This is a genomic window from Streptomyces sp. NPDC052043 (genome assembly GCF_044548235.1).
In the GTDB taxonomy this organism is placed as follows: Bacteria; Actinomycetota; Actinomycetes; order Streptomycetales; family Streptomycetaceae; genus Streptomyces.
In genome coordinates this window covers 351,216-373,035 of sequence record NZ_JBIUBT010000006.1, presented here as the reverse complement: position 1 = coordinate 373,035, position 21,820 = coordinate 351,216, and the positions used below count along the sequence as shown (strand labels likewise).

At 72.1% G+C, this 21,820-nt stretch carries 19 protein-coding genes and 2 tRNA genes; 14 read left to right on the top strand and 7 right to left on the bottom strand.

What is annotated here, in order from left to right:
* Positions 1 to 38: 38 nt before the first annotated feature.
* Positions 39 to 123: transfer RNA gene (locus ACIHCX_RS18555), tRNA-Ser, on the bottom strand.
* Positions 124 to 185: 62 nt separating this feature from the next.
* Entirely contained in the window at positions 186 to 1,622 is a 1,437-nt protein-coding gene (locus ACIHCX_RS18550; protein ID WP_400030603.1) for a S1C family serine protease, read from the bottom strand.
* A 267-nt stretch (positions 1,623 to 1,889) separates the two neighbouring features.
* On the opposite strand from ACIHCX_RS18550, the gene ACIHCX_RS18545 reads away from it, so the two are divergent.
* The 3 genes from ACIHCX_RS18545 to ACIHCX_RS18535 all read left to right on the top strand — a co-directional run bounded on the left by ACIHCX_RS18545 (position 1,890) and on the right by ACIHCX_RS18535 (position 4,638).
* A complete protein-coding gene (locus ACIHCX_RS18545; protein WP_400030601.1) occupies positions 1,890 to 2,717 on the top strand; it encodes a glycerophosphodiester phosphodiesterase in 828 nt (275 codons plus the stop codon).
* A gap of 91 nt (positions 2,718 to 2,808) precedes the next feature.
* On the top strand, positions 2,809 to 3,447 hold the full coding sequence (locus ACIHCX_RS18540; RefSeq protein ID WP_400030599.1) for an ATP-binding protein: 639 nt from the start codon (positions 2,809 to 2,811) through the stop codon (positions 3,445 to 3,447).
* A gap of 225 nt (positions 3,448 to 3,672) precedes the next feature.
* A complete protein-coding gene (locus tag ACIHCX_RS18535) occupies positions 3,673 to 4,638 on the top strand; it encodes a DUF5926 family protein (protein WP_400030597.1) in 966 nt (321 codons plus the stop codon).
* Positions 4,639 to 5,241: 603 nt separating this feature from the next.
* On the opposite strand, the gene ACIHCX_RS18530 is transcribed toward ACIHCX_RS18535, so the two are convergent.
* A complete protein-coding gene (locus ACIHCX_RS18530; protein ID WP_400030595.1) occupies positions 5,242 to 5,907 on the bottom strand; it encodes a bifunctional DNA primase/polymerase in 666 nt (221 codons plus the stop codon).
* 504 nt (positions 5,908 to 6,411) lie between these two features.
* On the opposite strand from ACIHCX_RS18530, the gene ACIHCX_RS18525 reads away from it, so the two are divergent.
* Both ACIHCX_RS18525 and ACIHCX_RS18520 read left to right on the top strand, forming a co-directional pair.
* A complete protein-coding gene (locus ACIHCX_RS18525; protein ID WP_400030593.1) occupies positions 6,412 to 7,947 on the top strand; it encodes a PP2C family protein-serine/threonine phosphatase in 1,536 nt (511 codons plus the stop codon).
* 76 nt (positions 7,948 to 8,023) lie between these two features.
* Positions 8,024 to 9,505, top strand: coding sequence for an aminopeptidase P family protein (locus tag ACIHCX_RS18520; protein WP_400030591.1), 1,482 nt, complete (start codon positions 8,024 to 8,026; stop codon positions 9,503 to 9,505).
* Between the two features lie 157 nt (positions 9,506 to 9,662).
* Here the strand turns inward: ACIHCX_RS18520 and ACIHCX_RS18515 are convergent, their stop codons facing one another.
* Positions 9,663 to 10,109: an ATP-binding protein gene (locus tag ACIHCX_RS18515; RefSeq protein WP_400030589.1), complete on the bottom strand. Its 447-nt coding sequence runs from the start codon at positions 10,107 to 10,109 to the stop codon at positions 9,663 to 9,665.
* A 223-nt stretch (positions 10,110 to 10,332) separates the two neighbouring features.
* On the opposite strand from ACIHCX_RS18515, the gene ACIHCX_RS18510 reads away from it, so the two are divergent.
* From ACIHCX_RS18510 to ACIHCX_RS18470, 9 genes are all read left to right on the top strand, one after another.
* A complete protein-coding gene (locus tag ACIHCX_RS18510; protein ID WP_400030587.1) occupies positions 10,333 to 11,187 on the top strand; it encodes a hypothetical protein in 855 nt (284 codons plus the stop codon).
* A gap of 167 nt (positions 11,188 to 11,354) precedes the next feature.
* Entirely contained in the window at positions 11,355 to 12,086 is a 732-nt protein-coding gene (locus tag ACIHCX_RS18505) for a YcnI family protein (RefSeq protein WP_400030585.1), read from the top strand.
* A 93-nt stretch (positions 12,087 to 12,179) separates the two neighbouring features.
* On the top strand, positions 12,180 to 12,830 hold the full coding sequence (locus tag ACIHCX_RS18500; protein ID WP_400030583.1) for an SCO family protein: 651 nt from the start codon (positions 12,180 to 12,182) through the stop codon (positions 12,828 to 12,830).
* Complete coding sequence (locus tag ACIHCX_RS18495) at positions 12,827 to 13,300, top strand: copper chaperone PCu(A)C (protein WP_400030581.1); 474 nt, start codon at positions 12,827 to 12,829, stop codon at positions 13,298 to 13,300. The genes ACIHCX_RS18500 and ACIHCX_RS18495 overlap by 4 nt, the downstream gene beginning before the upstream one ends.
* Positions 13,301 to 13,313: 13 nt before the next feature.
* Positions 13,314 to 15,407 carry a copper resistance CopC/CopD family protein gene (locus tag ACIHCX_RS18490; protein ID WP_400030579.1) on the top strand — a complete coding sequence of 698 codons (2,094 nt, stop codon included), beginning with the start codon at positions 13,314 to 13,316 and terminating at the stop codon, positions 15,405 to 15,407.
* Positions 15,408 to 15,415: 8 nt separating this feature from the next.
* On the top strand, positions 15,416 to 16,714 hold the full coding sequence (efeB, locus tag ACIHCX_RS18485) for an iron uptake transporter deferrochelatase/peroxidase subunit (protein WP_400030577.1): 1,299 nt from the start codon (positions 15,416 to 15,418) through the stop codon (positions 16,712 to 16,714).
* A 108-nt stretch (positions 16,715 to 16,822) separates the two neighbouring features.
* Entirely contained in the window at positions 16,823 to 17,755 is a 933-nt protein-coding gene (gene pheA / locus ACIHCX_RS18480; protein WP_400030575.1) for a prephenate dehydratase, read from the top strand.
* 547 nt (positions 17,756 to 18,302) lie between these two features.
* Positions 18,303 to 19,580 carry a serine--tRNA ligase gene (gene serS, locus ACIHCX_RS18475; protein ID WP_400030573.1) on the top strand — a complete coding sequence of 426 codons (1,278 nt, stop codon included), beginning with the start codon at positions 18,303 to 18,305 and terminating at the stop codon, positions 19,578 to 19,580.
* Positions 19,577 to 20,389, top strand: a complete 813-nt coding sequence (locus ACIHCX_RS18470) for an HAD family hydrolase (RefSeq protein WP_400030571.1) — start codon at positions 19,577 to 19,579, stop codon at positions 20,387 to 20,389. Before serS ends, ACIHCX_RS18470 begins: the two co-directional genes overlap by 4 nt.
* A 14-nt stretch (positions 20,390 to 20,403) precedes the next feature.
* Here ACIHCX_RS18470 and ACIHCX_RS18465 read toward each other — a convergent pair.
* The 3 genes from ACIHCX_RS18465 to ACIHCX_RS18455 all read right to left on the bottom strand — a co-directional run bounded on the left by ACIHCX_RS18465 (position 20,404) and on the right by ACIHCX_RS18455 (position 21,817).
* A tRNA-OTHER gene (locus ACIHCX_RS18465) sits at positions 20,404 to 20,491 on the bottom strand.
* A gap of 268 nt (positions 20,492 to 20,759) precedes the next feature.
* Positions 20,760 to 20,999, bottom strand: a complete 240-nt coding sequence (locus tag ACIHCX_RS18460; protein ID WP_400030829.1) for a hypothetical protein — start codon at positions 20,997 to 20,999, stop codon at positions 20,760 to 20,762.
* A gap of 98 nt (positions 21,000 to 21,097) precedes the next feature.
* Complete coding sequence (locus ACIHCX_RS18455) at positions 21,098 to 21,817, bottom strand: ABC transporter permease (RefSeq protein ID WP_400030568.1); 720 nt, start codon at positions 21,815 to 21,817, stop codon at positions 21,098 to 21,100.
* Positions 21,818 to 21,820 lie beyond the last annotated feature (3 nt).

Below are 21,820 nucleotides of genomic sequence, written 5' to 3'. Positions count from 1 at the left end.
GGCACCCCTTCTGACCTGCAAGCTTCTGACCTGCGATGCGGTGGGTGTGGGATTTGAACCCACGGTGACTCGCGCCACGACGGTTTTCAAGACCGTTCCCTTAGGCCGCTCGGGCAACCCACCCCGCGCCGCTCGTGCGCGGCGGCGCGGGGACAAGACTAACGGGTTGGCAGGCGCGCGTGGGATCAGCTGTCGCCGATGCGGGAGCCGAGGGTGAGCTCCGCCGTGTGTTCCTTGCCGTCCCGCTTGTAGGTGACGGTGACCTTGTCGCCGGGCTGGTGGGTCCAGATCTCGCCGATGAGGGTGGGGCCGGAGTCGATGACCCGGTCGTCGAGCTTGGTGATGACGTCGCCGGGCTTGAGGCCGGCCTCGGCGGCAGGGCCGCCCGCTTCGACCGGGTCCGAGCCGCTGACGCCCTGGTCGGTGATCTTGGCGCCGTTGGTCGTGTCCTCCAGCGAGACCGACGCGCCGATCTTGGCGTAGACGGGCTTGCCGGTCTTGATGAGCTGCTGGGCGACGTACTTGGCCTGGTTGATCGGGATGGCGAAGCCCAGGCCGATCGAGCCGGACTGGCCGGCGCCGCCGAGGCCGCCGCTGCCCGCGGACTGGATGGCGGAGTTGATGCCGATGACCGCGCCGCGCGCGTCGAGGAGCGGGCCGCCGGAGTTGCCCGGGTTGATGGAGGCGTCCGTCTGGAGGGCGCTCATGTAGGAGGCCTTGCTGTCGGAGCCGCCGTCGCTGGAGGCGACGGGACGGTTCTTCGCGCTGATGATGCCGGTCGTCACCGTGTTCGACAGGCCGAAGGGCGCGCCGATGGCGATCGTCTCGTCGCCGACGGCCACCTTGTCGGAGTCGCCGAGGGCGAGCGGCTTGAGGTCCGAGGGGGCGTTCTTGAGCCGGATGACCGCGACGTCGTAGCCCTGGGCGTGGCCGACGACCTCGGCGTCGTACTTCCTGCCGTCGGGGAAGGTGGCGCTGAGGCTGCCACCGTCGACGGCGTCGGCCACCACGTGGTTGTTGGTGACGATGTGGCCCTGGGTGTCGAAGACGAAGCCGGTGCCGGTGCCGCCCCGGCCGCCCGTTCCCTCGGCCTCGATGGTGACCGTGCTCGGCAGGGCCTTGGCGGCCACGCCGGCGATCGAGTTCGGGTCGCGCTTGATCTGCGAGGCACCGGAGTCGGAGGCGGAGACCGTGGTGGAGCCGCCGTCCTCGTTCCTGGCCAGGGTGTAGCCGAGGCCGCCGCCCAGGCCGCCGGCGACCAGCGCGGCCACCAGGACCGCGGCGACCAGGCCCCCACGCCGGCCGCCGGGCTTGGGCGCGGGCTGGTGCTGCTGGTACGCGGCGCCCCAGCCGGAGCCTCCCGCGCCGCCGTCCCCGTAGGCGGGCACGGTGGGGGCCGGGGGCGGCCAGGAGCCGTCGGCGGGCGAGCCGGGGCCCTGTGGTGCGGGCCCGCCCGCCCCGTCGTGGGCTCCCGGGACGTGCGGGGGCGCGTCCGGGGGCGGGGGTGCGGCGGGGCCGCTCACGGGGGCGGCCGGGTGCGGGGAAGCAGCGGGAGTCTCCACCGGCACGGGAGGTGCGGACGGCGCCGGGGGTACCGTGTTGCCCTCGTTCTCGGTGCTCACAGCTCTTCTCCTTGGTCCACGGCTGTCGTTGTCGGTCGCACTCGGTCACGCTCGTCATGCCCGCCGACGACCCGGCGCGCTCCAGCTGTGCATGTGGTGCAAGTGCAGGTGCACGTAGTCAGCATTTCCCACGGGCCGTCAGAGCACCATAAGCCGTTGCTGTGGGTCCGAGTACATTCTTTATATAGGTCATTTCACATGAAACAGACACATTATCGACGGCTCTCCGCCGTCCCGCCCATTCCGCCGCGGTGGGACCATGACGCGGTGACCCACGCACGGCAGCACCACATCCAGGTCGTCGCCCACCGCGGAGCCTCCGAGGCCGCCCCGGAGCACACGCTGGCCGCCTACCGGAAGGCCATCGAGGACGGCGCGGACGCCCTCGAGTGCGATGTGCGTCTGACCGCGGACGGCCATCTCGTCTGCGTGCACGACCGCCGCGTCAACCGTACGTCCAACGGCAGGGGAGCGGTCTCCGCCCTGGAGCTCGCCGACCTCGCCACGCTGGACTTCGGCTCCTGGCGCACGCGCGCGCCCTGGCGCGGCCGGGTCGAGGAGCCGGACTGGGAGGTGCGGCCCGAGGACCCCGAGGACACCTCCGTCCTCACCCTGGAGCGGCTGCTCGAACTCGTCGCCGACGCCGGCCGGCCGGTGGAGCTGGCCATCGAGACCAAGCACCCCACCCGCTGGGCCGGGCAGGTCGAGGAGCGGCTGCTGGAACTGCTGAAGCGGTTCGGACTGGACGCCCCGGCCTCGGCCGTGAGGTCGCCGGTGCGGGTGATGAGCTTCTCGGCGCGCTCCCTGCACCGGGTGCGGGCGGCCTCACCGACCCTGCCCACGGTCTATCTGATGCAGTTCCTCTCACCGCGGCTGCGGGACGGGCGACTGCCGGCGGGGGTCGGGATCGCGGGGCCCTCGATCCGGATCGTGCGCAACCAGCCGACGTACGTGGAGCGCCTCAGGCAGGCGGGACACCAGGTGCACGTGTGGACGGTGAACGAGCCCCAGGACGTCGACCTCTGCGTGCACCTGGGGGTGGACGCCATCATCACCAACCGCCCGCGCGCGGTCCTGCACCGGCTCGGCCGCTGACCTGCCACGGACCGGCCACGGACCGGCCGCCGATCCAGCCATGATGACAGGGAGTGCTCCGGCGCGTTCGGTGCGTGATCAACCGTTCCAAATGCGTCGCCGGACGCGATTCGGCCGGTTTCCGGTACAGGCCGGTGGGGCATCCACACCGTGGCGTGGGGCGAAGGAGGTCTCGGGGGTGGCGTTGGTGGTGGCACAGGAGGTGCCCACGTCGTCGAGCATGGCCGTACCCCATGGCCCTGCGGGCGTGGGGAAAGCAAGACACCGGATGCGTGACCAGTTGCGCAGCGGTGGCGTGGCGGAATCGGTCATCGACGACGCCGTACTGGTCCTTTCCGAACTCTTGAGCAATGCCTGCAAGCACGGCCGGCCGCTGCGCGGTGCCCTGGCCGGCGACGGCGACGTCCGGGCCGCGTGGCGGGTGGACGCGGGCGGCAGGCTGATCGTCGAGGTGACCGACGGCGGCGGCCCGACCCGCCCGGCCCCGGCCACCCCCTCGGTCACCGCGCACGGCGGCCGCGGGCTCAACATCATCACCGCCCTGTGCGACGACTGGGGGGTACGGGACGGCGCCGGCGGCGAGGTCACCGTATGGGTGGTCGTCCACGACGACGTGCACGATCCGGACGCCGGTCACCGTCGCGACGACTTCGCCTCCCGGATCACCGCACCGCCGGTGTCGGCCCTGCCCGACCTCGGCTTCACGGACGCCTTCGGCGACCTGGACTGAACCCGCACGCGTGCGCCGCGCCCGGGCGTCACCCGGGTCGGGCCGCGGGCGCGGGTGCGGGCGACGGCCGGTCACCCCTCCCCCCTCCCCCCTTCCCCACCGTTGCCCGCCGTCGCCTGTCATGGCCCGCCATTCCCCTGCCGCGTCCACAGGGTCCCGTCATTGACGTCGTGAACGGCTAGGCTCGCGCCCGTACGAGACGAGCCGTAACCGGGAGACACCCAGATGGCCAAGAAGCGACCCCAGACGAAGGCCAAGCGCCCGCAGCTCACGGATGGAGAGATCCCGGTCGTCGGTGCGCGCGAACCCTGCCCGTGCGGCAGTGGCCGGCGGTACAAGGCCTGCCACGGCCGGGCCGCCGCGCACGCGGTGACCGAGCTGGTGCAGCGGCCCTTCGAGGGACTGCCCGGCGAGTGCGACTGGGTGGCGCTGCGCGAGCTGGTTCCCGCCGCCACGGCCGGGCTGGCACTGCGCGACGGCCTGCCCGACGGCGTCCCGGCGGTCACGCTCGCCACGGTGCTGCCGATGGCCTGGCCCGCGCTGCGCCGCGACGACGGCTCGGTGCTGCTCGGCCTCCAGAACGACACGTCGTCCGGCGACATCAGCCGGGACCTCGCCGACACCCTGCTGCGCGCGCTGGAGGCCAGGCCGGGCACCCCGGTGCAGGGCCGCCGCGCCCCGGCCGACGGCCCACGGCTCCAGGACCTGCTCGACCTGAAGGCCCCCTTCGAGCCGGTGGTGCACGAGGGCTTCGAGTTCTGGGTGCCGGACGCGGAGAACGCGACGCCGGAGGTCGCCGCCTCCCTGGAGCGCGCCAACGCGGCGGCCATTCCGACCGTGCGCATGGAGAGCGTCGAGGCGGCGTACTGGTGCCGGACGCCGGAGAAGAACCACCTGCGCTGGGTCATGCCGCACCCGGAGGAGCAGCTTCTGGACGCCCTCGCGCGGCTGCACGCGGCGGGCCGTTCGAACCTCGGTGAAGGCACCCGTCTCGTGGGCTCCTTCCGGGCGCACGGTCTCACCGTCCCCGTGTGGGACCTGCCGAGCGAGATGAGCGCCCAGGACGTGGAGAAGCCGGCCGCCGAGTTCGCCGAGCAACTGGCCGCCGCGCTGGCCACCGAGACGCCGCTGACCGGGGACGAGCGCCGGGCCCGCGGCGGTCTGACCAACCGGCAGGTCACGCTGAGCTGAGCGACGGCGGAGCGGCCGGCCTCCGGTTCGGCCGACCGGCCGGCTGCCCGGTGGCCGCCCGGCCGGCTGTCCGGTCGGCCGCCCGGCCCAGGCAGAGCGAGTGACCCCCGTCACAACCCGCGGGCGGCACAGGCGAGTCGGTGACCGGAAAGGCCGTCCCCCGGCGACTGGAAATCCGGGATCGAATTTGCGAACTGCCGATCTCTTGTTACCGTTCCAGTAGCCCGGTTGCTGGTGCATCCCCCGTCGCCAGCAACCGGGCGCTTGCATGTCCGCCACCGCTCACTCAGCGCAGCCGCACGTCAACGGCCCGTCGTCGTGGGCGAGTTGCTCCCGGACCTCAGCAGCAGCCCGGCACGCCCGCCACGTTCGGCGAACGGTGGGAGTCAGGTCGGCGTCCGCGGCGCGGGCGCGGCCGAAGGCATCCGGACGACGACGCCCAGGAGGGCGAGCAGGCGGACGCGTCACGGGTCGGGTCGGGTCGGGTCGGGTCGGGTCGGGTCGCCGCACGGCACCGGCTTTCCGTGTCCGGCGGAACGACGCGGCACGAGGGGACGATAACGACCCGGGACGGGCGGTTGGCCCGCCCCGGCCGCGACACCCCTAGAACTCGGGGGCGCTCACACCCGTACGAGTGAGGGCCTCCACCACGGCGTCGACCACGGCCTCCACGTCGGGCACCCAGGGCGAGGCGGAGCCAGGCAGCGGCGCGCGCTCCCAGCGGATCGGGCCGGCTCCGGTCTCCGAAGGGGGCAGGGCGAGGTATCCGCCCTCGCTGTGGAAGCGGAGGGAGCCGGGGACGAAGTCCTTGGCGAACAGCAGCTCGCCCAACTGCTCCATGGAATAGGGCTTGACGAGGATCGCCCAGCGCGTGGGCGAGGCGACGACCGGACCGAGCCGCATGCCGACCCGGTCGAGCGCGGTGAGGGCGCGGGCGGCCGGGAGGGCCGGCAGGCTCACCGCACAGGGGGCCTTGCCCCCGGTGGCCAGGACGATCGGCGCGGTGGGCCGGTTGGTCCACCACCAGCGCACCATGCGGGCGTCGGTGGTGGCCGCGAGGAGACCGGGCTCGAAGGGGTGAGCGCCGGGCACCGTGCACTCCGGGTCGGGACAGGCACAGCCGCCGCGCCGCCGCGGATCCGGTGCCACGCCCGGCAGCACGGGCCACTGCCACCGGGTCGCGAAGGTCAGGGCCGCGCCGATCGACTCAGGCCTCTCGTCACTGGGCTGGGACGGGAGCCCGCGTCGCCTTCCGGGGATCTCGCGCATGAGCGCTCGTTCCTTTCCGTTGCACCGCTGGCAACACCGTGGACCACTCACACCATGTGTCGATCACTGCACTGTGCGTACCTGTTGGCGCATCACACCCCTGCCTTCAGGCGCGGGGAACCCCTATGGGCCGAACATCGGCTGCTTACACGGCAGCCTCGTCCATACTGCGTCTACCAGAAGCATGGGCGTGGCGCGGGGTGGCGGAGCATGGCGTTGTTGCTGTCTTGCCTTCTGCTCTCCGCCTCCATCGCGCAAGGATGGGGCACGGCCGTCGGTGGTTAAGACGCCCGGGTCCGTCGCCAGGTTCCGGGTAGCCCCCAACCACCCCTGGCCTTCTCCGAGTACGTACCCATCACGACCGCTGTGACGCTCTGTCGAGCAGGCCCAGTCGACCGCAACGGGCCGTCACCCGAGGCAGTTTCAAGCCAACTTCCCTTTTTCGCAAGAGGTTGGGAAGAAGACCCCGAGAAGCCCTCTGACACCAGGAAACCCGGCAGGACAATGCTGGACATCCCCTCACGAGTGCGTGTACATGTGGAGACACTGCTGGCGGCGCAGAATGACATGGGGGTTTGCGATGCTTTTGAGCAATACGCACCGGTCGGAAGGCCGGACGCCATGAACGCCCCCCACCTCCCGAAAGTGGCTGGAATCGATTCAACGGTCCCTGCACCCGCACACACTGTCGCGCCCTCGTCCGCCGTCCCGGACAACTCCCCGAGCGCCCCGCCCGGCCCGCACGCCCCCCGCCCACCGGGCGCCCTCCTCCAGGACCGGCTCGCCGGCTGGGTCTTCGACCTCACCACCCTGAACGAGCTCACCGAGCGGCTGGCCCGCACGAACGGACTCGACGCTGCGCTGAAGGAACTGCTGCGCTCCGGCGCCGCCCTCGTCGGCGCCCGGCGCGGCATCGCCGTCCTCGAACCCGACGACGGACTCGGCCCCGACACCACCATCGGTCTCGGCCTCGCACGGGCCGATCTCGGCCACATCGAGACCGTGCCGCGCAGCGCCATGCCCTACGGCACGCTCCTCGACACCGCGGCCGGACTGCCGGGCGGCGACGGCGAGGACGTGCGCCCCGACCTGTTCGCCGAGGACGGCCTCGATCCGCGCCACCGCGAGGTGGCCGGCCGCCTCGGCTACGCCGCCAGCTACGCGCTGCCCCTGTCCACCGAGGCCGCCGGCCGCCTCGGCGCCGCCGTCTGGTTCTACGACGAGCCCGCCGAACCGGCCGAGCGGCAGCGCCACCTCGCCGGCCTCTACCTCCGCTTCGCCACCGAGCACCTGGCGCGCCTGCTCGACACCGAGCGCACGCGCGCGTGCATGGCGACGGTCTACGAGGAGTTGCTGCCCTCCCGGCTGCCCCGCGTCCCCGGTGTGCAGCTCGCCTCCCGGCACCGCACCGGACCGCGCGGCGGCGGCGACTGGTACGACGCGCTGCCGCTGCCCGACGCCGCACTCGGCCTCGCGGTCGGCTCGGTCACCGGCGCCGGTCCGGGCGCGATCGCCGCGATGGGCCGACTGCGGGCGTCCCTGCGGGCGTACGCGGTGATGGAGGGCGAGGACCCCGTCGCCGTCCTGTCCGACCTCGAACTGCTCCTGCGGCTCACCGAGCCCGCACGCTCCGCCACCGCCCTGTTCGCCTACTGCGAACCCGAGCTGCGCCGGATCACCGTGGCGGGCGCCGGGCACTGCCCGCCGCTGCTGCTCGGCGAACGGCGCACGGAGTTCGTGGAGACGTCCGTGTCCGCGCCGCTGGGCATGCTCGCCTGCTGGGAGGCGCCGAGCGTGGAGTTCCAGGTGTCCGCGGGCGAGACGGTGCTGCTCTACACCGACGGGCTGCTGCACCGCACCGGTGACCCCGCCGACCGCGCCTTCGCCCGGCTGCACGCGGCTGCGGCGAGCGTCCCGCGCGCGCTGCGCCACAACCCGGGAGCCGTGGCCGACCACATCCTGCGCACGGTCCTGCCGAACGGTCTGGACATGACCGAGGGCACGGAGGACGTGGCGCTGCTGGCGGCGCGCTTCGAGTAGGCCGCCCGGTCACCCGGTAACAGGCGCTACCGCCTCTGGCCCCCTTCCGCACGACCGTACGATGGGGGACGGCCCAATGGCTGCATCGAGGAGGAAGACCGTGGCGCAGGAGCTGCCGGAGACCCCGGAGACCGCCGAAGAAGAACCGATCAAGCAGCGGAAGAACGGCCTGTACCCGGGCGTGTCCGACGAGCTCGCCGAGAACATGAAGTCCGGCTGGGCCGACACCGAGCTGCACGACCTGAAGCCGGTCGAGCAGGCGGAGCACACCGCGCGCCGCCGCGCCGCACTGTCCGCACGCTTCCCCGGCGAGCGCCTGGTCATCCCCGCAGGCAACCTGAAGACCCGCTCGAACGACACCGAGTACTCCTTCCGTTCCTCGGTCGAGTACGCCTACCTCACCGGCAACCAGACCGAGGACGGCGTCCTGGTCCTGGAGCCCACCGCGGGCGGCCACGAGGGGACGCTCTACCTCCTGCCGCGCTCCGACCGTGAGAACGGCGAGTTCTGGCTCTCCGGCCAGGGCGAGCTGTGGGTCGGCCGCCGCCACTCGCTGGCCGAGGCTGAGACCCTGTACGGCATCGCGACCTCCGACGTGCGCGAACTGGCGGACAGGCTGAGCGAAGCCACCGGCCCGGTCCGCGTCGTGCGCGGCTACGACGCCGGTGTCGAGGCCGCCCTGACCGACAAGGTCACCGCCGAGCGCGACGAGGAGCTGCGGGTCTTCCTCTCCGAGGCCCGCCTGGTCAAGGACGCCTTCGAGGTCGGCGAGCTGCAGAAGGCCGTCGACTCCACCGTGCGCGGCTTCGAGGACGTGGTGAAGGTCCTCGACAAGGCCGAGGCGACCAGCGAGCGCTACATCGAGGGAACGTTCTTCCTCCGCGCGCGCGTCGAGGGCAACGACGTCGGCTACGGCTCCATCTGCGCGGCCGGCCCGCACGCCTGCACGCTGCACTGGGTGCGCAACGACGGCCAGGTCCGCTCCGGCGACCTGCTCCTGCTGGACGCGGGCGTGGAGACGCACACCCTGTACACCGCCGACGTCACGCGCACGCTGCCGATCAACGGCACGTACAACGAGATCCAGAAGAAGATCTACGACGCGGTGTACGAGTCCCAGGAGGCCGGCATCGCGGCGGTGAAGCCGGGCGCCAAGTACCGCGACTTCCACGACGCCGCCCAGCGCGTCCTCGCGGAGAAGCTCGTCGAGTGGGGCCTCGTCGAGGGCCCGGTCGAGCGAGTCCTGGAGCTGGGTCTGCAGCGCCGCTGGACGCTGCACGGCACCGGCCACATGCTCGGCATGGACGTCCACGACTGCGCCGCCGCGCGGACCGAGACGTACGTCGAGGCCACGCTGGAGCCGGGCATGGTCCTCACCGTCGAGCCGGGCCTGTACTTCCAGGCCGACGACCTGACCGTCCCCGAGGAGTACCGCGGCATCGGCGTCCGCATCGAGGACGACATCCTGGTCACCGAGGACGGCAACCGCAATCTCTCGGCGGGCCTGCCGCGCCGCTCCGACGAGGTCGAGGCCTGGATGGCGTCGCTGAAGAGCTGACCCGGGTGTGACGGCCGGGTACCCGCCGGGTGCCCGGCCGTTCCCGTGGGGCTGTCTGACGGCGCGGCAGGGACCGGACGCCGAGGTCGCCGCCCCGCCGGCCGCCGCCGCGCCGGGTCCGGGACACGCCCGGAAGGCCCGCCGGTGTCCCGCGGTGCTACAGCGCCGGCAGCGGCGCGTCCTCACGCCACTTGAGGATCTTGTCGAAGCTCACCACCGCGCCGCGGCGGCCCGGCCTGTTGCGGATGTGGACATGGTCGGCGAGTTCCTGGATGAGACACAGGCCGCGGCCGTGCTCCGCCTCGGCGCGCGCGGCGCATACCGGACGACGGCGGCCGGCCGGTGGAAAACCGGGGCCCGTGTCGGCCACCTCGATGCGGCACTTCTCCCCGTCGAGAAAGGCCGTGACCCGGAAGGCGTCCGAGGACTCGGTGTCCCCGCCGTGCTCCACCGCGTTCGCGCAGGCCTCGCTCAGGGCCACGGACAGGTCGAAGGAGATGTCGGGGTCGACGCCCGCGGTCTCCATCGTGCCGAGCAGCAGCCGCCGGGCGAGCGGCACGCTCGCGGCGTCGCGCCGCAGATGGAGTGACCACCAGATGCTCATGCTCCAGCCTCCCGGCCGCGGCTCGACATACCGTTACGTATTGCCCCGAGTACCCCGCCATAAGCACGGCGTTGACGCGACGCCGCACGATCGGCGGACGCGGCGGGACGGGGAATCGGTGTATGTGCGGGCCGACGGCATCAGACCACGACCTTTCGGATGTACCGCATCTTGCGGACCTGCTGTACGACGGACCCGGGTCCAGTGGGATGATGAGGCCGCCATGTCTGCCCCCCACCCGCGCACGGCACCCGCCGGACGCGGTCTCCGGATCCTGCGGGCCGCGGTGTTCGCCGCGGTCTGCGTCGTGCTGGCCGCGGCCGGGCACACGCTGGCCTCCTGCGCCGCGGTGCCCCTGTGGACGCTCGGCGCCGGGTTCCTGGGGGCGCTGGTCGTGGTGGCACCGCTCGCCGGGCGCGCGCGCTCCCTGCCGGGGATCGCGACACTGCTCGTGGTCGGCCAGACCGTGCTGCACGCCCTGTTCGGAATGGGGCAGGGCGGCATGGGCGCCATGACCTCCGGTGCCATGCCCATGGGCTCCGCGGGATCGACGGGTTCCCCGCCCGTGCTGTCCGACACCGAGCTCGTCCAGCAGGCCGCCCGGTACGTGTGCGGGGCCACCGCCGCCGCGCTCAGCCCGACCCAGGCCTACCGGATACTCGTCGACGCACACGTCCTGGGCAGCGTCGGCACGGGCCCGAGCGCCCCGCACCACCAGGCCGGTTCCGCGTTCACCGTCGGCGCGGCCGCGCTGCTGCCGTCCCTGCCGATGCTGCTCGTCCACGTCCTGGCCGCCGTCACCACGGGCTGGGTGCTGCGGCGGGGCGACCTGGCCCTGCTGCGGCTGATCGAACTGTCGGCGCACGGAGTCACCGAGGCCGCGCTCGTACGGTCCCTGCGCGGGGCGCTCGCTCTCGTGCGCGCCCTGTGCGCCGGGCTGCCCACGACGGTCGGTACCGGCCCGCGCCTTCGGCGCACCGCCGACTCCGCGCCGCTCACCCCCCACACCACCGCACTCCAGCACACGGTGATCCGCCGCGGCCCGCCGAACGCCGCCGCACTCGTCCTCGCTGCCTGACGCGACGCGACCACCAGCCCACCGAGCGGGCCTCCGCCGGGGGAGCGGCCGCCGTCGTGCGGCACGCGCGCGCGTGCACGTCCGGCAGGTCCCGCGCACACAGCGGTCCCGCCCCGCACGCGCACCCCTCAGACACCGGAAACTCACTCGAAGCGGAGTGCACCCCTATGAAGGCTTCTCGACTCGTCGTCGCCGCCGCCGTCGCCGGCTCGGCCGTCCTCGCCCTGTCCGCCCCCGCGTTCGCGCACGTCACCGTCCAGCCGGAGGGCTCCGCCGCCAAGGGCGGCTACGCCGTCGTCGACTTCAAGGTCCCCAACGAGCGCGACAACGCCTCCACCACCAAGCTCGAGGTCAACTTCCCGACCGACCACCCGCTGGCCTCCGTGATGCCGCAGCCGGTGACGGGCTGGAAGATCGACGTCACCAAGTCCCAGCTGGACAAGCCGCTGGAGATGCACGGCAAGAAGATCTCCGAGGCCGTCACCAAGGTCACCTGGACCGCCGACGGCAAGGGCATCGAGCCCGGCTTCTTCCAGAAGTTCCCGGTCTCCGTCGGCACCCTGCCCGAGGACGCCGACCAGATGGTCTTCAAGGCGATCCAGACGTACTCCAACAAGGAGGTCGTGCGCTGGATCGAGGTGCCGCAGAAGGGCCAGGCCGAGCCGGACAACCCGGCGCCGGTGCTTCAGCTGACCGCGGCCACCGAGGGCGACGGACACGACGCGGCGGCCCAGGACGCCACCGCCGAAGCCAAGCCCGCCGACCAGACCACCGCCGCCGACACCTCCAAGAGCGGCAGCGACACCACCGCCCGCGTCCTCGGCATCGTCGGCATCCTCGTCGGCGCGGCCGGCGTGGCCTACGGCGTACTCGCCGGCCGCAGGCGTACCACCGCCTGATCCGGCTCGTCCGTCACGCGCTCCGGGGGTCGTGCCGCCCTCGCGTCCGGCCCCCGGTGCGCGCCGGAGTTCTCACATCTGGGACATTTCTCTATGCGCAACAAGACCCTCGTCGCGGCCGCCCTGCTCGCCGCGGCCACCACGACCCTCTCCGCCTGCGGCAGCGGCGACGACGGCAAAAGGCCCGTCGCCGTCGTCTCCGAGGACACCTCTCAGAAGGCCGCGACCGTCCTCGACAAGCCGTTCGAGAAGCCGGACCTGGTCCTCACCGACACCCAGGGAAAGAAGTACGACCTCCGCAAGGAGACCGCAGGCCACCCGACGCTGGTCTACTTCGGCTACACCCACTGCCCCGACGCCTGCCCGCTGACCATGAACAACATCGCGGTCGCCAAGAAGGCGCTGCCCAAGGCCGAGCAGGACGACCTGCGCGTGGTGTTCGTCACGACCGACCCGGACCGCGACACCCCGGCCGAACTCGGCAAGTGGCTCAAGATGATCGACCCGCAGTTCATAGGGCTGACCGGGGACTTCTCCACCATCCAGGCCGGCGCGCGCACCCTGGGCATCTCCATCGAGCCGACCACGAAGGACAAGAACGGCAAGCTCGTCTCGATGCACGGCACCCAGGTGATCGCGTTCTCCCCGAAGACCGACGCCGGATACGTCCTCTACGGCGAGGACGCCACCGTCGACGACTACACCAAGGACCTCCCCAGGATCGTCAAGGGGGAGAACCCGTGAGGCGGCCGATACCAGCGGCGGCGCTCCTGGCCGCGGCCCTGACCGGTACCGCCCTGCTGACCGGCTGCGGCGCGTCCTCCGGCACCGGCGCCGGGAAGGCCGAGCTGTCCGTCCACTCCGCCTACATGCCCCAGCCGGTCTCCAACGAGATGGCGGCCGGCTTCCTGACCATCGAGAACAAGGGCGGCGCCAAGGACGAACTCACCTCGGTCACCAGCGCCGAGGCCGAGGACGTCACCATGCACCAGACGACCGGCGGGGTCATGAAGGAAGCCGGCCCCCTCACCGTCCCCGCCCACGGCCGGCTCGTGTTCAGGAGCGGCGGTGACCACCTGATGTTCGACCAGCTGAAGCGCGCGCCCCGGCAGGGCCAGACGGTCCTCGTCGAACTGCACTTCGCCGAATCCGGCACCGTCAAGGTCGAGATGCCGGTGAAGTCGGCCACGTACAACCCCGCGACCGGACACTGAGGGAGGGACCACCTTGTCGCAGACCATCGCCCCACGCTTCCGGGCCCTGATGCTGCTCCTGGCCGTCGCCGGCGTGCTCCTCGCCGGAGCCGCCCCGGCCTCCGCGCACGCCGCGCTGACCGGCAGCGACCCCCAGCAGGGGGTGGTGGTCGACAAGGCACCCTCCCAGGTGTCACTGACGTTCTCCGAGCAGGTCGCCATGAACGACGACTCGCTGCGCGTCCTGGACCCCAAGGGCAACCGCGTCGACACAGGGAAGCCCGCCAACGTCAGCGGGACCACGTACGCGGTGCGGCTGCACGGCGGGCTGCCGGACGGCACGTACACCGTCGCCTACCAGGTGATCTCCGCCGACAGCCACCCCGTCGGAGGTGCCTACACCTTCTCCATCGGCGCCCCCTCCAAGACGTCCGCCGCGGTCGGTGACCAGACGGTGGGCGGCGGGATCGTCGGCGGGCTCTACTGGCTCGGGCGGTACGTGTCGTACGCCGGCTTCATCCTTCTGGCCGGCGGCGGCGCCTTCGTGCTGGCCTGCTGGCAGCGCGGCTCCGGGGTGCGCGCGGTGCAGCGGCTCGTCGTCTCCGGCTGGGTCGCGCTCACCGCGGCCACACTCGCGCTGCTGCTGCTGCGCGGCTCCTACACCACCTCCGGAAAGATCGGCGACGTCTTCGACCTGACGCTCCTCGGGCAGGTGCTGCAGACCAAGACCGGAGCGGCCCTCGTCTCCCGGCTGCTGCTGCTCGCCGCGGCGGCACTGTTCGTCGCGGTGCTCTTCGGGGAGTACCAGAAACGCGCGGACGACGAGAAGCGCGATCTGACCTTCGGGCTCGCGATCGGCGGCACCGTGGTCGCCGTCGGCCTCGCCGCCAGCTGGGCCATGGCCGAGCACGCCTCGACCGGTCTCCAGCCGGGCATCGCGATGCCGGTCGACGTCGTGCACCTGCTCGCCATGGCCGCCTGGCTCGGCGGGCTCGCCACCCTCCTGGTCGCGCTGTACCGGGCGCCCGCCGAGACCCCGATCGAGTCCGCGGCCGTCCGCCGTTTCTCCCGCCTCGCCTTCGGCTGCGTCCTCGCGCTGGTCGCGACCGGCACCTATCAGTCCTGGCGGCAGGTCGGCTCCTGGTCGGCGTTCACCGACACCCGCTACGGGCAGCTGCTCCTCGTCAAGATCGCTCTGGTGCTGCTGACGGTCGGCGTCGCCTGGACCTCCCGCCGCTGGACGGGCCGGCTGGTCGGGACGGCCACCGCGAAGGCACCGGCCACGGCACGCGCGAAGACCGCGGCGACCACGGGCAGGAAGCCCGGCCCCGACGCGAAGACCGGGTCCGGCGCCGATTCGGGGACCGGAAAGGGCGGGACCGGGAAGGCCGGGGCAAAGAAGACCGGGGCTGGTAAGGGCGGGACCGGTAAGACGGGGGCAGGGAAAGCCGGGACCGGAAAAGCAGAGGCCGGAAAGGCGGAGGCCGGGCGGAAAGCCGGCGGCAAGGCACAGTCCGGCGGGAAGGCGGCGCAGGGCGAGGCCGCCCGGCGGGCCGCCCAGCTCGCCCGGCAGCAGGCCGCCGTGGACACCACGCGGCAGAAGCGGCTGCGGGACGCCGACCCCCACCGCTTCGGGCTGCGCCGGTCCGTCCTGCTGGAAGCCGGTATCGCGGTCGTGCTGCTCGCCGTCGCCACCGTGCTGACGCAGACCGAACCGGGGCGCACGGAGACGGAGGCCAAGACCGCCACGTCGGCCTCCTCGTCCTCGTCCTCGCCCTCCGGGGCCGGCGCGGTCACCCTCGACCTGCCGTACGACACCGGCGGCAAGGACGGCAAGGGCGTCGTGCGGATCGACATCGACCCCGCGCGCGTCGGCGGCAACGACTTGCACATCTTCGCCCTCGGACCCAACGGGCGCCTCCACGACGTCGCCGAGCTCAAGATCGCCTTCACCCTGGCCACGAAGAACATCGGACCGCTCCCGGTGAACCCGGAGCACATCGTCACCGGCCACTGGGTGGCGAGCGGAGTGCAGATCCCCATGGCGGGTGACTGGCAGGTCGCCGTGACCGTGCGGACCTCCGACATCGACCAGGTGACCGTCACCAAGAACGCGCAGATCGGCTGAACCACACCATGACCGACCACTCCACCCCGGAGGCCACCTCCTCGAACCCCTCGCCCGCCGCGACCGTGCCCGCGCAGGCCGGCGCCGCCGCGGGAGCGGGCGTGTCACGCCGACGGCTGCTCGGCACGGCCGGTGCCACCGGACTCGTCCTCGGCGCGGCCGGCACGGGCCTCGGTTACACGGCGGCACCCGCCGGTGCCACCCCGCTCACCTCGCTCGGCGCCGACCGGGCGATGTTTCACGGGAAACATCAGCCCGGCATCACCGACGCCCTCCAGGCCCGCGGCCATCTCGTCGCCTTCGACCTCGTGCCCGGAGCGGGCCGCAGGGAGGCCGCCGCACTGCTGCGCCGCTGGTCGGCGACGGCCGAGCGGCTGATGGCCGGTGAACCGGCCGCACACGACGACACCGGGGTGGCACGGGACGCGGGCCCCTCGGCACTGACGGTCACCTTCGGCTTCGGCCACTCCTTCTTCGACCGGACGGGTCTGAGCCGGCAGCGGCCCGGCGCTCTCGACCCGCTGCCCGACTTCTCCTCCGACCGGCTCGACAAGGCCCGCAGCAACGGCGATCTGTGGGTGCAGATCGGCGCGAACGACGCGCTCGTCGCCTTCCACGCCCTGCGTGCCCTCCAGAAGGACGCGGGCGGCGCCGCCCGCGTCCGCTGGCAGATGAACGGCTTCAACCGCTCCCCCGGAGCCACCGCGCGCCCCATGACGGCCCGCAACCTGATGGGGCAGATCGATGGCACCCGCAACCCGAAGCCGGCCGACCCGGACTTCGACCAGCGCCTCTTCGTGCCCGCGGACGGCGAGCCGGCCTGGATGGCGAACGGCTCCTACGCCGTCGTGCGCCGCATCCGGATGCTGCTGGACGACTGGGAGAAGCTGTCGCTCACCCAGCAGGAGGACGTCATCGGGCGGCGCAAGTCCGACGGGGCGCCGCTCAGCGGGGGCACCGAGACGACCGCGATGGACCTGGAGAAGACCGGCAAGGACGGCACCTACGTCGTCCCGATCAACGCCCACGCCCGGATCACCCGGCCCGACCAGAACGGGGGCGCGGCCATCCTCCGGCGTCCCTTCTCCTACCACGACGGCTTCGACGCCGACGGCGTCCCGGACGCGGGCCTGCTGTTCATCTGCTGGCAGGCGGACCCGCTGCGCGGTTTCGTGCCGGTGCAGCGCAAGCTGGACCGCGGCGACGCGCTGTCGACGTACATCCGGCACGAGGCGAGCGGTCTGTTCGCGGTCCCGGGCGGGGCGGCGAAGGGCGAGTACGTGGGGCAGCGGCTGCTGGAGGGGTGAGCACGGCGGGCGCGGGCGAGATCACGCCCGTCACACCGGTTCACCCATGGGAGCGGGCTTGCGTGAGACACGCGCGCCGGGTTCGGCCGCGGCCATTAGGGTGAGGTCATGCCAGCGAGCTATGCGTATCTCGGCCCCGAGGGCACCTTCACCGAAGTCGCCCTGCGCACCCTTCCCGAGACGGCCACGCGGGAACTGGTCCCGTACGTGTCCGTGCAGTCGGCGCTGGACGCCGTCCGGGCCGGCGAGGCCGAGGCCGCCTTCGTGCCGATCGAGAACTCCGTCGAGGGCGGCATCACCACCACCCTCGACGAGCTGGTCGCGGGCCAGCCGCTGATGATCTACCGCGAGGTGCTGCTGTCGATCACCTTCGCGCTGCTGGTCAGGCCCGGTACGGCGCTGTCGGACATCAAGACGGTCACCGCCCACCCGGCCGCCCAGCCGCAGGTGCGCAACTGGCTCTCGGCGCACCTCCCGGACGCCGTCTGGGAGTCGGCCGCCTCGAACGCGGACGGCGCCCGCCTGGTCCAGGAGGGCCGCTACGACGCCGCGTTCGCCGGCGAGTTCGCGGCCGCGCGGTACGGGCTCGTGCCCCTGGAGACGGGCATCCACGACGCGGAGAACGCGCAGACACGGTTCGTGCTGGTCGGCCGGCCCGCGCGGCCCGCCGCACCGAGCGGCGCGGACAAGACCTCCGTGGTGCTGTGGCAGCGCGACGACCATCCCGGCGGGCTGCGCGACCTGCTGGGCGAGTTCAGCACCCGCGGTATCAACCTGATGCTGCTGCAGTCCCGCCCGACGGGCGCCGGCATCGGCAACTACTGCTTCTGCGTCGACGCCGAGGGCCACATCAACGACCGTCGGATGGCGGAGGCCCTGATGGGGCTCAAGCGGATCTGCCTCCAGGTGCGCTTCCTGGGCTCGTACCCGCGGGCGGACGGCGACACGGCGGACGTACGGCCTCCGCTGGTCGGGACCTCGGACCAGGAGTTCGTGGCGGCGGCGGACTGGGTGGCACGCTGCCAGGACGGCCGTTTCTAGCCGCTTCTGGCCGGTTCCGGCGCTCCCGGCCGGTGCCGCCTGCGGATCGCGGTTGTCCACAGAAGTTATCCACACCCTCCCGTCTCGATCTGGGGACAAGTCGACACCCAACGGGGACTCGGTCGACAAATCGCCCTTCGAGCCACAAGAGCGGTCGAGGCACCACAGGTCACCCTTCGTCCACTCGTCTCCTTTCGTTCATCTTTTGGGGCGACCCCTTTCCACCCGAAAGTGGGCGTCCAGGTGCCTCGAGACGGAAATCCCTCCTCCGGACAGCGCTTCCGGAGTGATCAATTCCGAAATCCACAGATCTTCCACACAGCCTGTGGACAACTCTCCGGAGGGTGTGGATTCCTGTGGACAACTCGACCTCAAGTCCCCTTCCGCGCAAGGAAATCAGGTCAACCCTCCGCCTGCCGCCTGCCTCGTTCCAGGGAGGCGGGCCCGCTCAATTGACACGGGAGGCAATTCCCTCGTAGCGGCATGGACGGCATGGTTCGGAATACTGGGTCGTGAGGTGGAACGCGGCACCGGTAGCCTTGACCGCGTGATTGACCTTCGCCTGCTCCGTGAGGACCCCGACCGTGTGCGCGCCTCGCAGCGTGCCCGTGGAGAGGACGTCGCGCTCGTCGACGCCCTCCTGTCTGCCGACGAGCGGCGCAGGTCGTCCGGCGTCCGCTTCGACGAGCTGCGCGCCGAGCAGAAGGCGCTGGGCAAGCTCATCCCCAAGGCCTCGGGTGACGAGAAGGCCGAGCTGCTGAAGCGGGCGAGCGGGCTCGCCGCCGACGTCAAGACCGCCGACGCCGAGCGCGACGCGGCCGACGCCGAGACCCAGGAGCTCCTTCTCCGGCTCGGCAACCTCATCCACCCCGACGTTCCCGTCGGCGGCGAGGAGGACTTCGCCACGCTGGAGACGCACGGCACGATCCGCGACTTCGCCGCCGAGGGCTTCGAGCCCAAGGACCACCTGGAGCTCGGTCAGCGCCTCGGCGCGATCGACGTGGAGCGCGGCGCGAAGGTCTCCGGCTCGCGTTTCTACTTCCTCACCGGTGTCGGCGCCCTGCTGGAGCTGGCGCTGGTGAACGCGGCGATCGCCCAGGCCACCGCGGCCGGCTTCACGCCGATGCTGACCCCCGCGCTGGTCCGCCCCCAGTCGATGGCGGGCACGGGCTTCCTCGGCCAGGCGGCCCAGGACGTCTACCACCTCGACAAGGACGACCTGTACCTGGTCGGCACCTCCGAGGTGCCGCTGGCGGCGTACCACATGGACGAGATCATCGACGCCGACCGCCTGCCGCTGCGGTACGCCGGGTTCTCGCCGTGCTTCCGCCGCGAGGCCGGCTCGCACGGCAAGGACACCAAGGGCATCTTCCGCGTCCACCAGTTCGACAAGGTCGAGATGTTCTCCTACGTCACTCCCGAGGAGTCGCGGGAGGAGCACCGCCGGCTGCTGGAGTGGGAGAAGCAGTGGCTGACCTCGCTGGAGCTGCCGTTCCGCGTGATCGACGTCGCCTCGGGCGACCTGGGTGCCTCGGCCTCGCGCAAGTTCGACTGCGAGGCGTGGATCCCGACCCAGGGCAAGTACCGCGAGCTGACCTCGACCTCGGACTGCACCGAGTTCCAGTCCCGCCGGCTCCAGATCCGCTTCCGTGACGGCAAGGCGGTCCGCCCGCTGGCGACGCTCAACGGCACACTGTGCGCCGTTCCGCGCACGATCGTCGCGATCCTGGAGAACCACCAGCAGGCCGACGGCTCCGTGCGGGTGCCGGAAGTCCTGCGTCCCTACCTCGGCGGCCGGGAGGTCCTGGAACCGGTGGCCGCGTGAGACCCGTCGCCGACCCGTTCCCCTACACGCTGATCGCGACCGACCTCGACGGGACGCTCCTGCGCTCCGACGGGTCGGTCTCGCAGCGCACCCGTGAGGCACTCGCCGCGGCCACCGCGGCGGGTGCCGCGCACCTCGTCGTCACCGGCCGCGCGGTCCCCTGGACGCGGCACGTCCTCGACGACCTCGGGTACCAGGGCCTCGCGGTCTGCGGCCAGGGCGCCCAGGTGTACGACGCCGGTCAGCACCGTCTGCTGACCTCGGTGACCCTGGACCGGCAACTGGCGGCGCTGGCCCTGGCCAAGATCGAGGCGGAGGTCGGTCCGCTGTACCTGGCGGCCAGCCGCGACGGCCTGGACGGCGAGGTGCTGGTCGGCCCCGGCTACGCGGTCGGGGGCCCGCTTCCGGCGACGCCGTTCACGGACGTCGAGGATCTCTGGAGCGCGCCCCTCAACAAGATCTACGTCCAGCACCCGGACCTCACGGACGACGAACTGGCCGAGGTGGCCCGCCGGGCCGCCGGCGGTTTCGTCTCCGTCACCATGGCCGGCGAGGGCATCGTCGAGCTGCTGCCGCTGGGCCTGTCGAAGGCGACGGGACTCTCGCTGGCCGCCCGGCGGCTGGGTCTGAAGGCGGCGGACGCCATCGCCTTCGGCGACATGCCCAACGACGTCCCGATGTTCTCCTGGGCGTCCCGGGGCGTGGCGATGGCCAACGCCCACGAGGAACTGAAGGCGGTCGCCGACGACGTGACGGCCTCGAACGACGAGGACGGCATCGCCGTGCTGCTGGAGAAGCTGGTGCGCTGAGCCTTCGGTCTCTGCGGAGGATGCACGGATCGAACGTGCGCGGGGGGTGACCCCGACCGCGGCTTGAACCAAGCCGGTGCCTTGCCACTCGGCCAATCCTCCGGGTGGGCGGCCCACGCGAAGGGATTCGCGTGCTCGAAGCGGCCGCCCCGGGCAGCTCCCCGTGCGGGGCGGGCTCGACGGAGCCGGTAGTTACTCCGGAGCCCGCCGCGGGCTGCCCTGTCGGGAGCTCGGCGTACTGCCGTGCATCGACATCGCCCAGCTCCTCTCCCAGAACGTGGCGCCGACTCGATCCGGCGCGGTGGACATCACCACTGTGCCGTCACGACGGCTTCGGCGCCACCGAATTACCGGGCGCCCCACGCCCTCGTCAGCGGCGCCGCCACCGACGCCGGCGCGCCTTGCTGAAGAACCATCCGGCGGGCGGCTCGTCGGAGCGCCACGGCTGGGGCTCGGGCTCCTCGCGCCGCCAGCGCGCGGCGAGCATCCGCGCCCGGGCGGACGGCTCGGTGGTGCCGGCGGCCCGTATGAAGTCGGCGTCCAGGACGACGTCGTCCCACGCGTCACCGGTCCTCCCCGGGCCGTCGCTCTCCGGCACTTCGCCCGCCATCACGCCCTCCTCCTTCGCCACGCTTTGCCCAGTGTGCCCGGGTGGAGATGAAGCCTCCGTCAAGGCCGGGCAGGACCGCCCGGCCCCGATCGGATGCCTCACTCCTCGCCGGCGAGGGTCAGCGACCGCAGCTTCTGCCCGGCGTACCAGGTGGCCAGGACGGTCACCACCACCAGCAGCACCGTCGCCGTCGTCAGCCCGACGTCGGAGGTGACCATGTCCCCGCCGGAGACCTTGTGCGCCACGGCCAGCGCCCACTGCTGGACGCTCAGCGTGCGCGCCCCGGGCACCAGGGAGCCGAACAGCGCCTCCCAGACCAGCGCGTAGACGAGCCCGAAGACCACCGCGTGCCGGGAGACCGTGCCCAGCAGGAGGAACAGGGCCGCGTAGGCGATGGAGGCGACCAGCGCGGCCACGGTGTAGGCGACGGCGATCTGCTGCCCGTTGCCGTTGAGGATCAGCCCGGCGACCAGGGTCGGCACCGCGGAGAAGACCATGGTCACCGCGATCGCCACGATCAGCTTGGTGAAGATGATCGTCGGCCGCTTGATCGGCTTGGACAGCAGGTACACCACCGAGCCGTCGTCGATCTCCGGCCCGATCGCTCCGGTGCCGGCGATGACGCCGATGATCGGCACCATGGTGGCGAGCGCGAACCCGCCCAGGACGTTCACCGCGGTCTGGTCGTCGGCTCCGGCGAGGGCGCGGACGGCCGTGGCGATCACGATCAGCAGCAGCGGCAGCACGCCGAGGATGAGGGCCCGGCGACGGCCGAGCAGGGCCCGGTAGGTGAGCCGGGCGACTGTGGGGTCGTACATCTT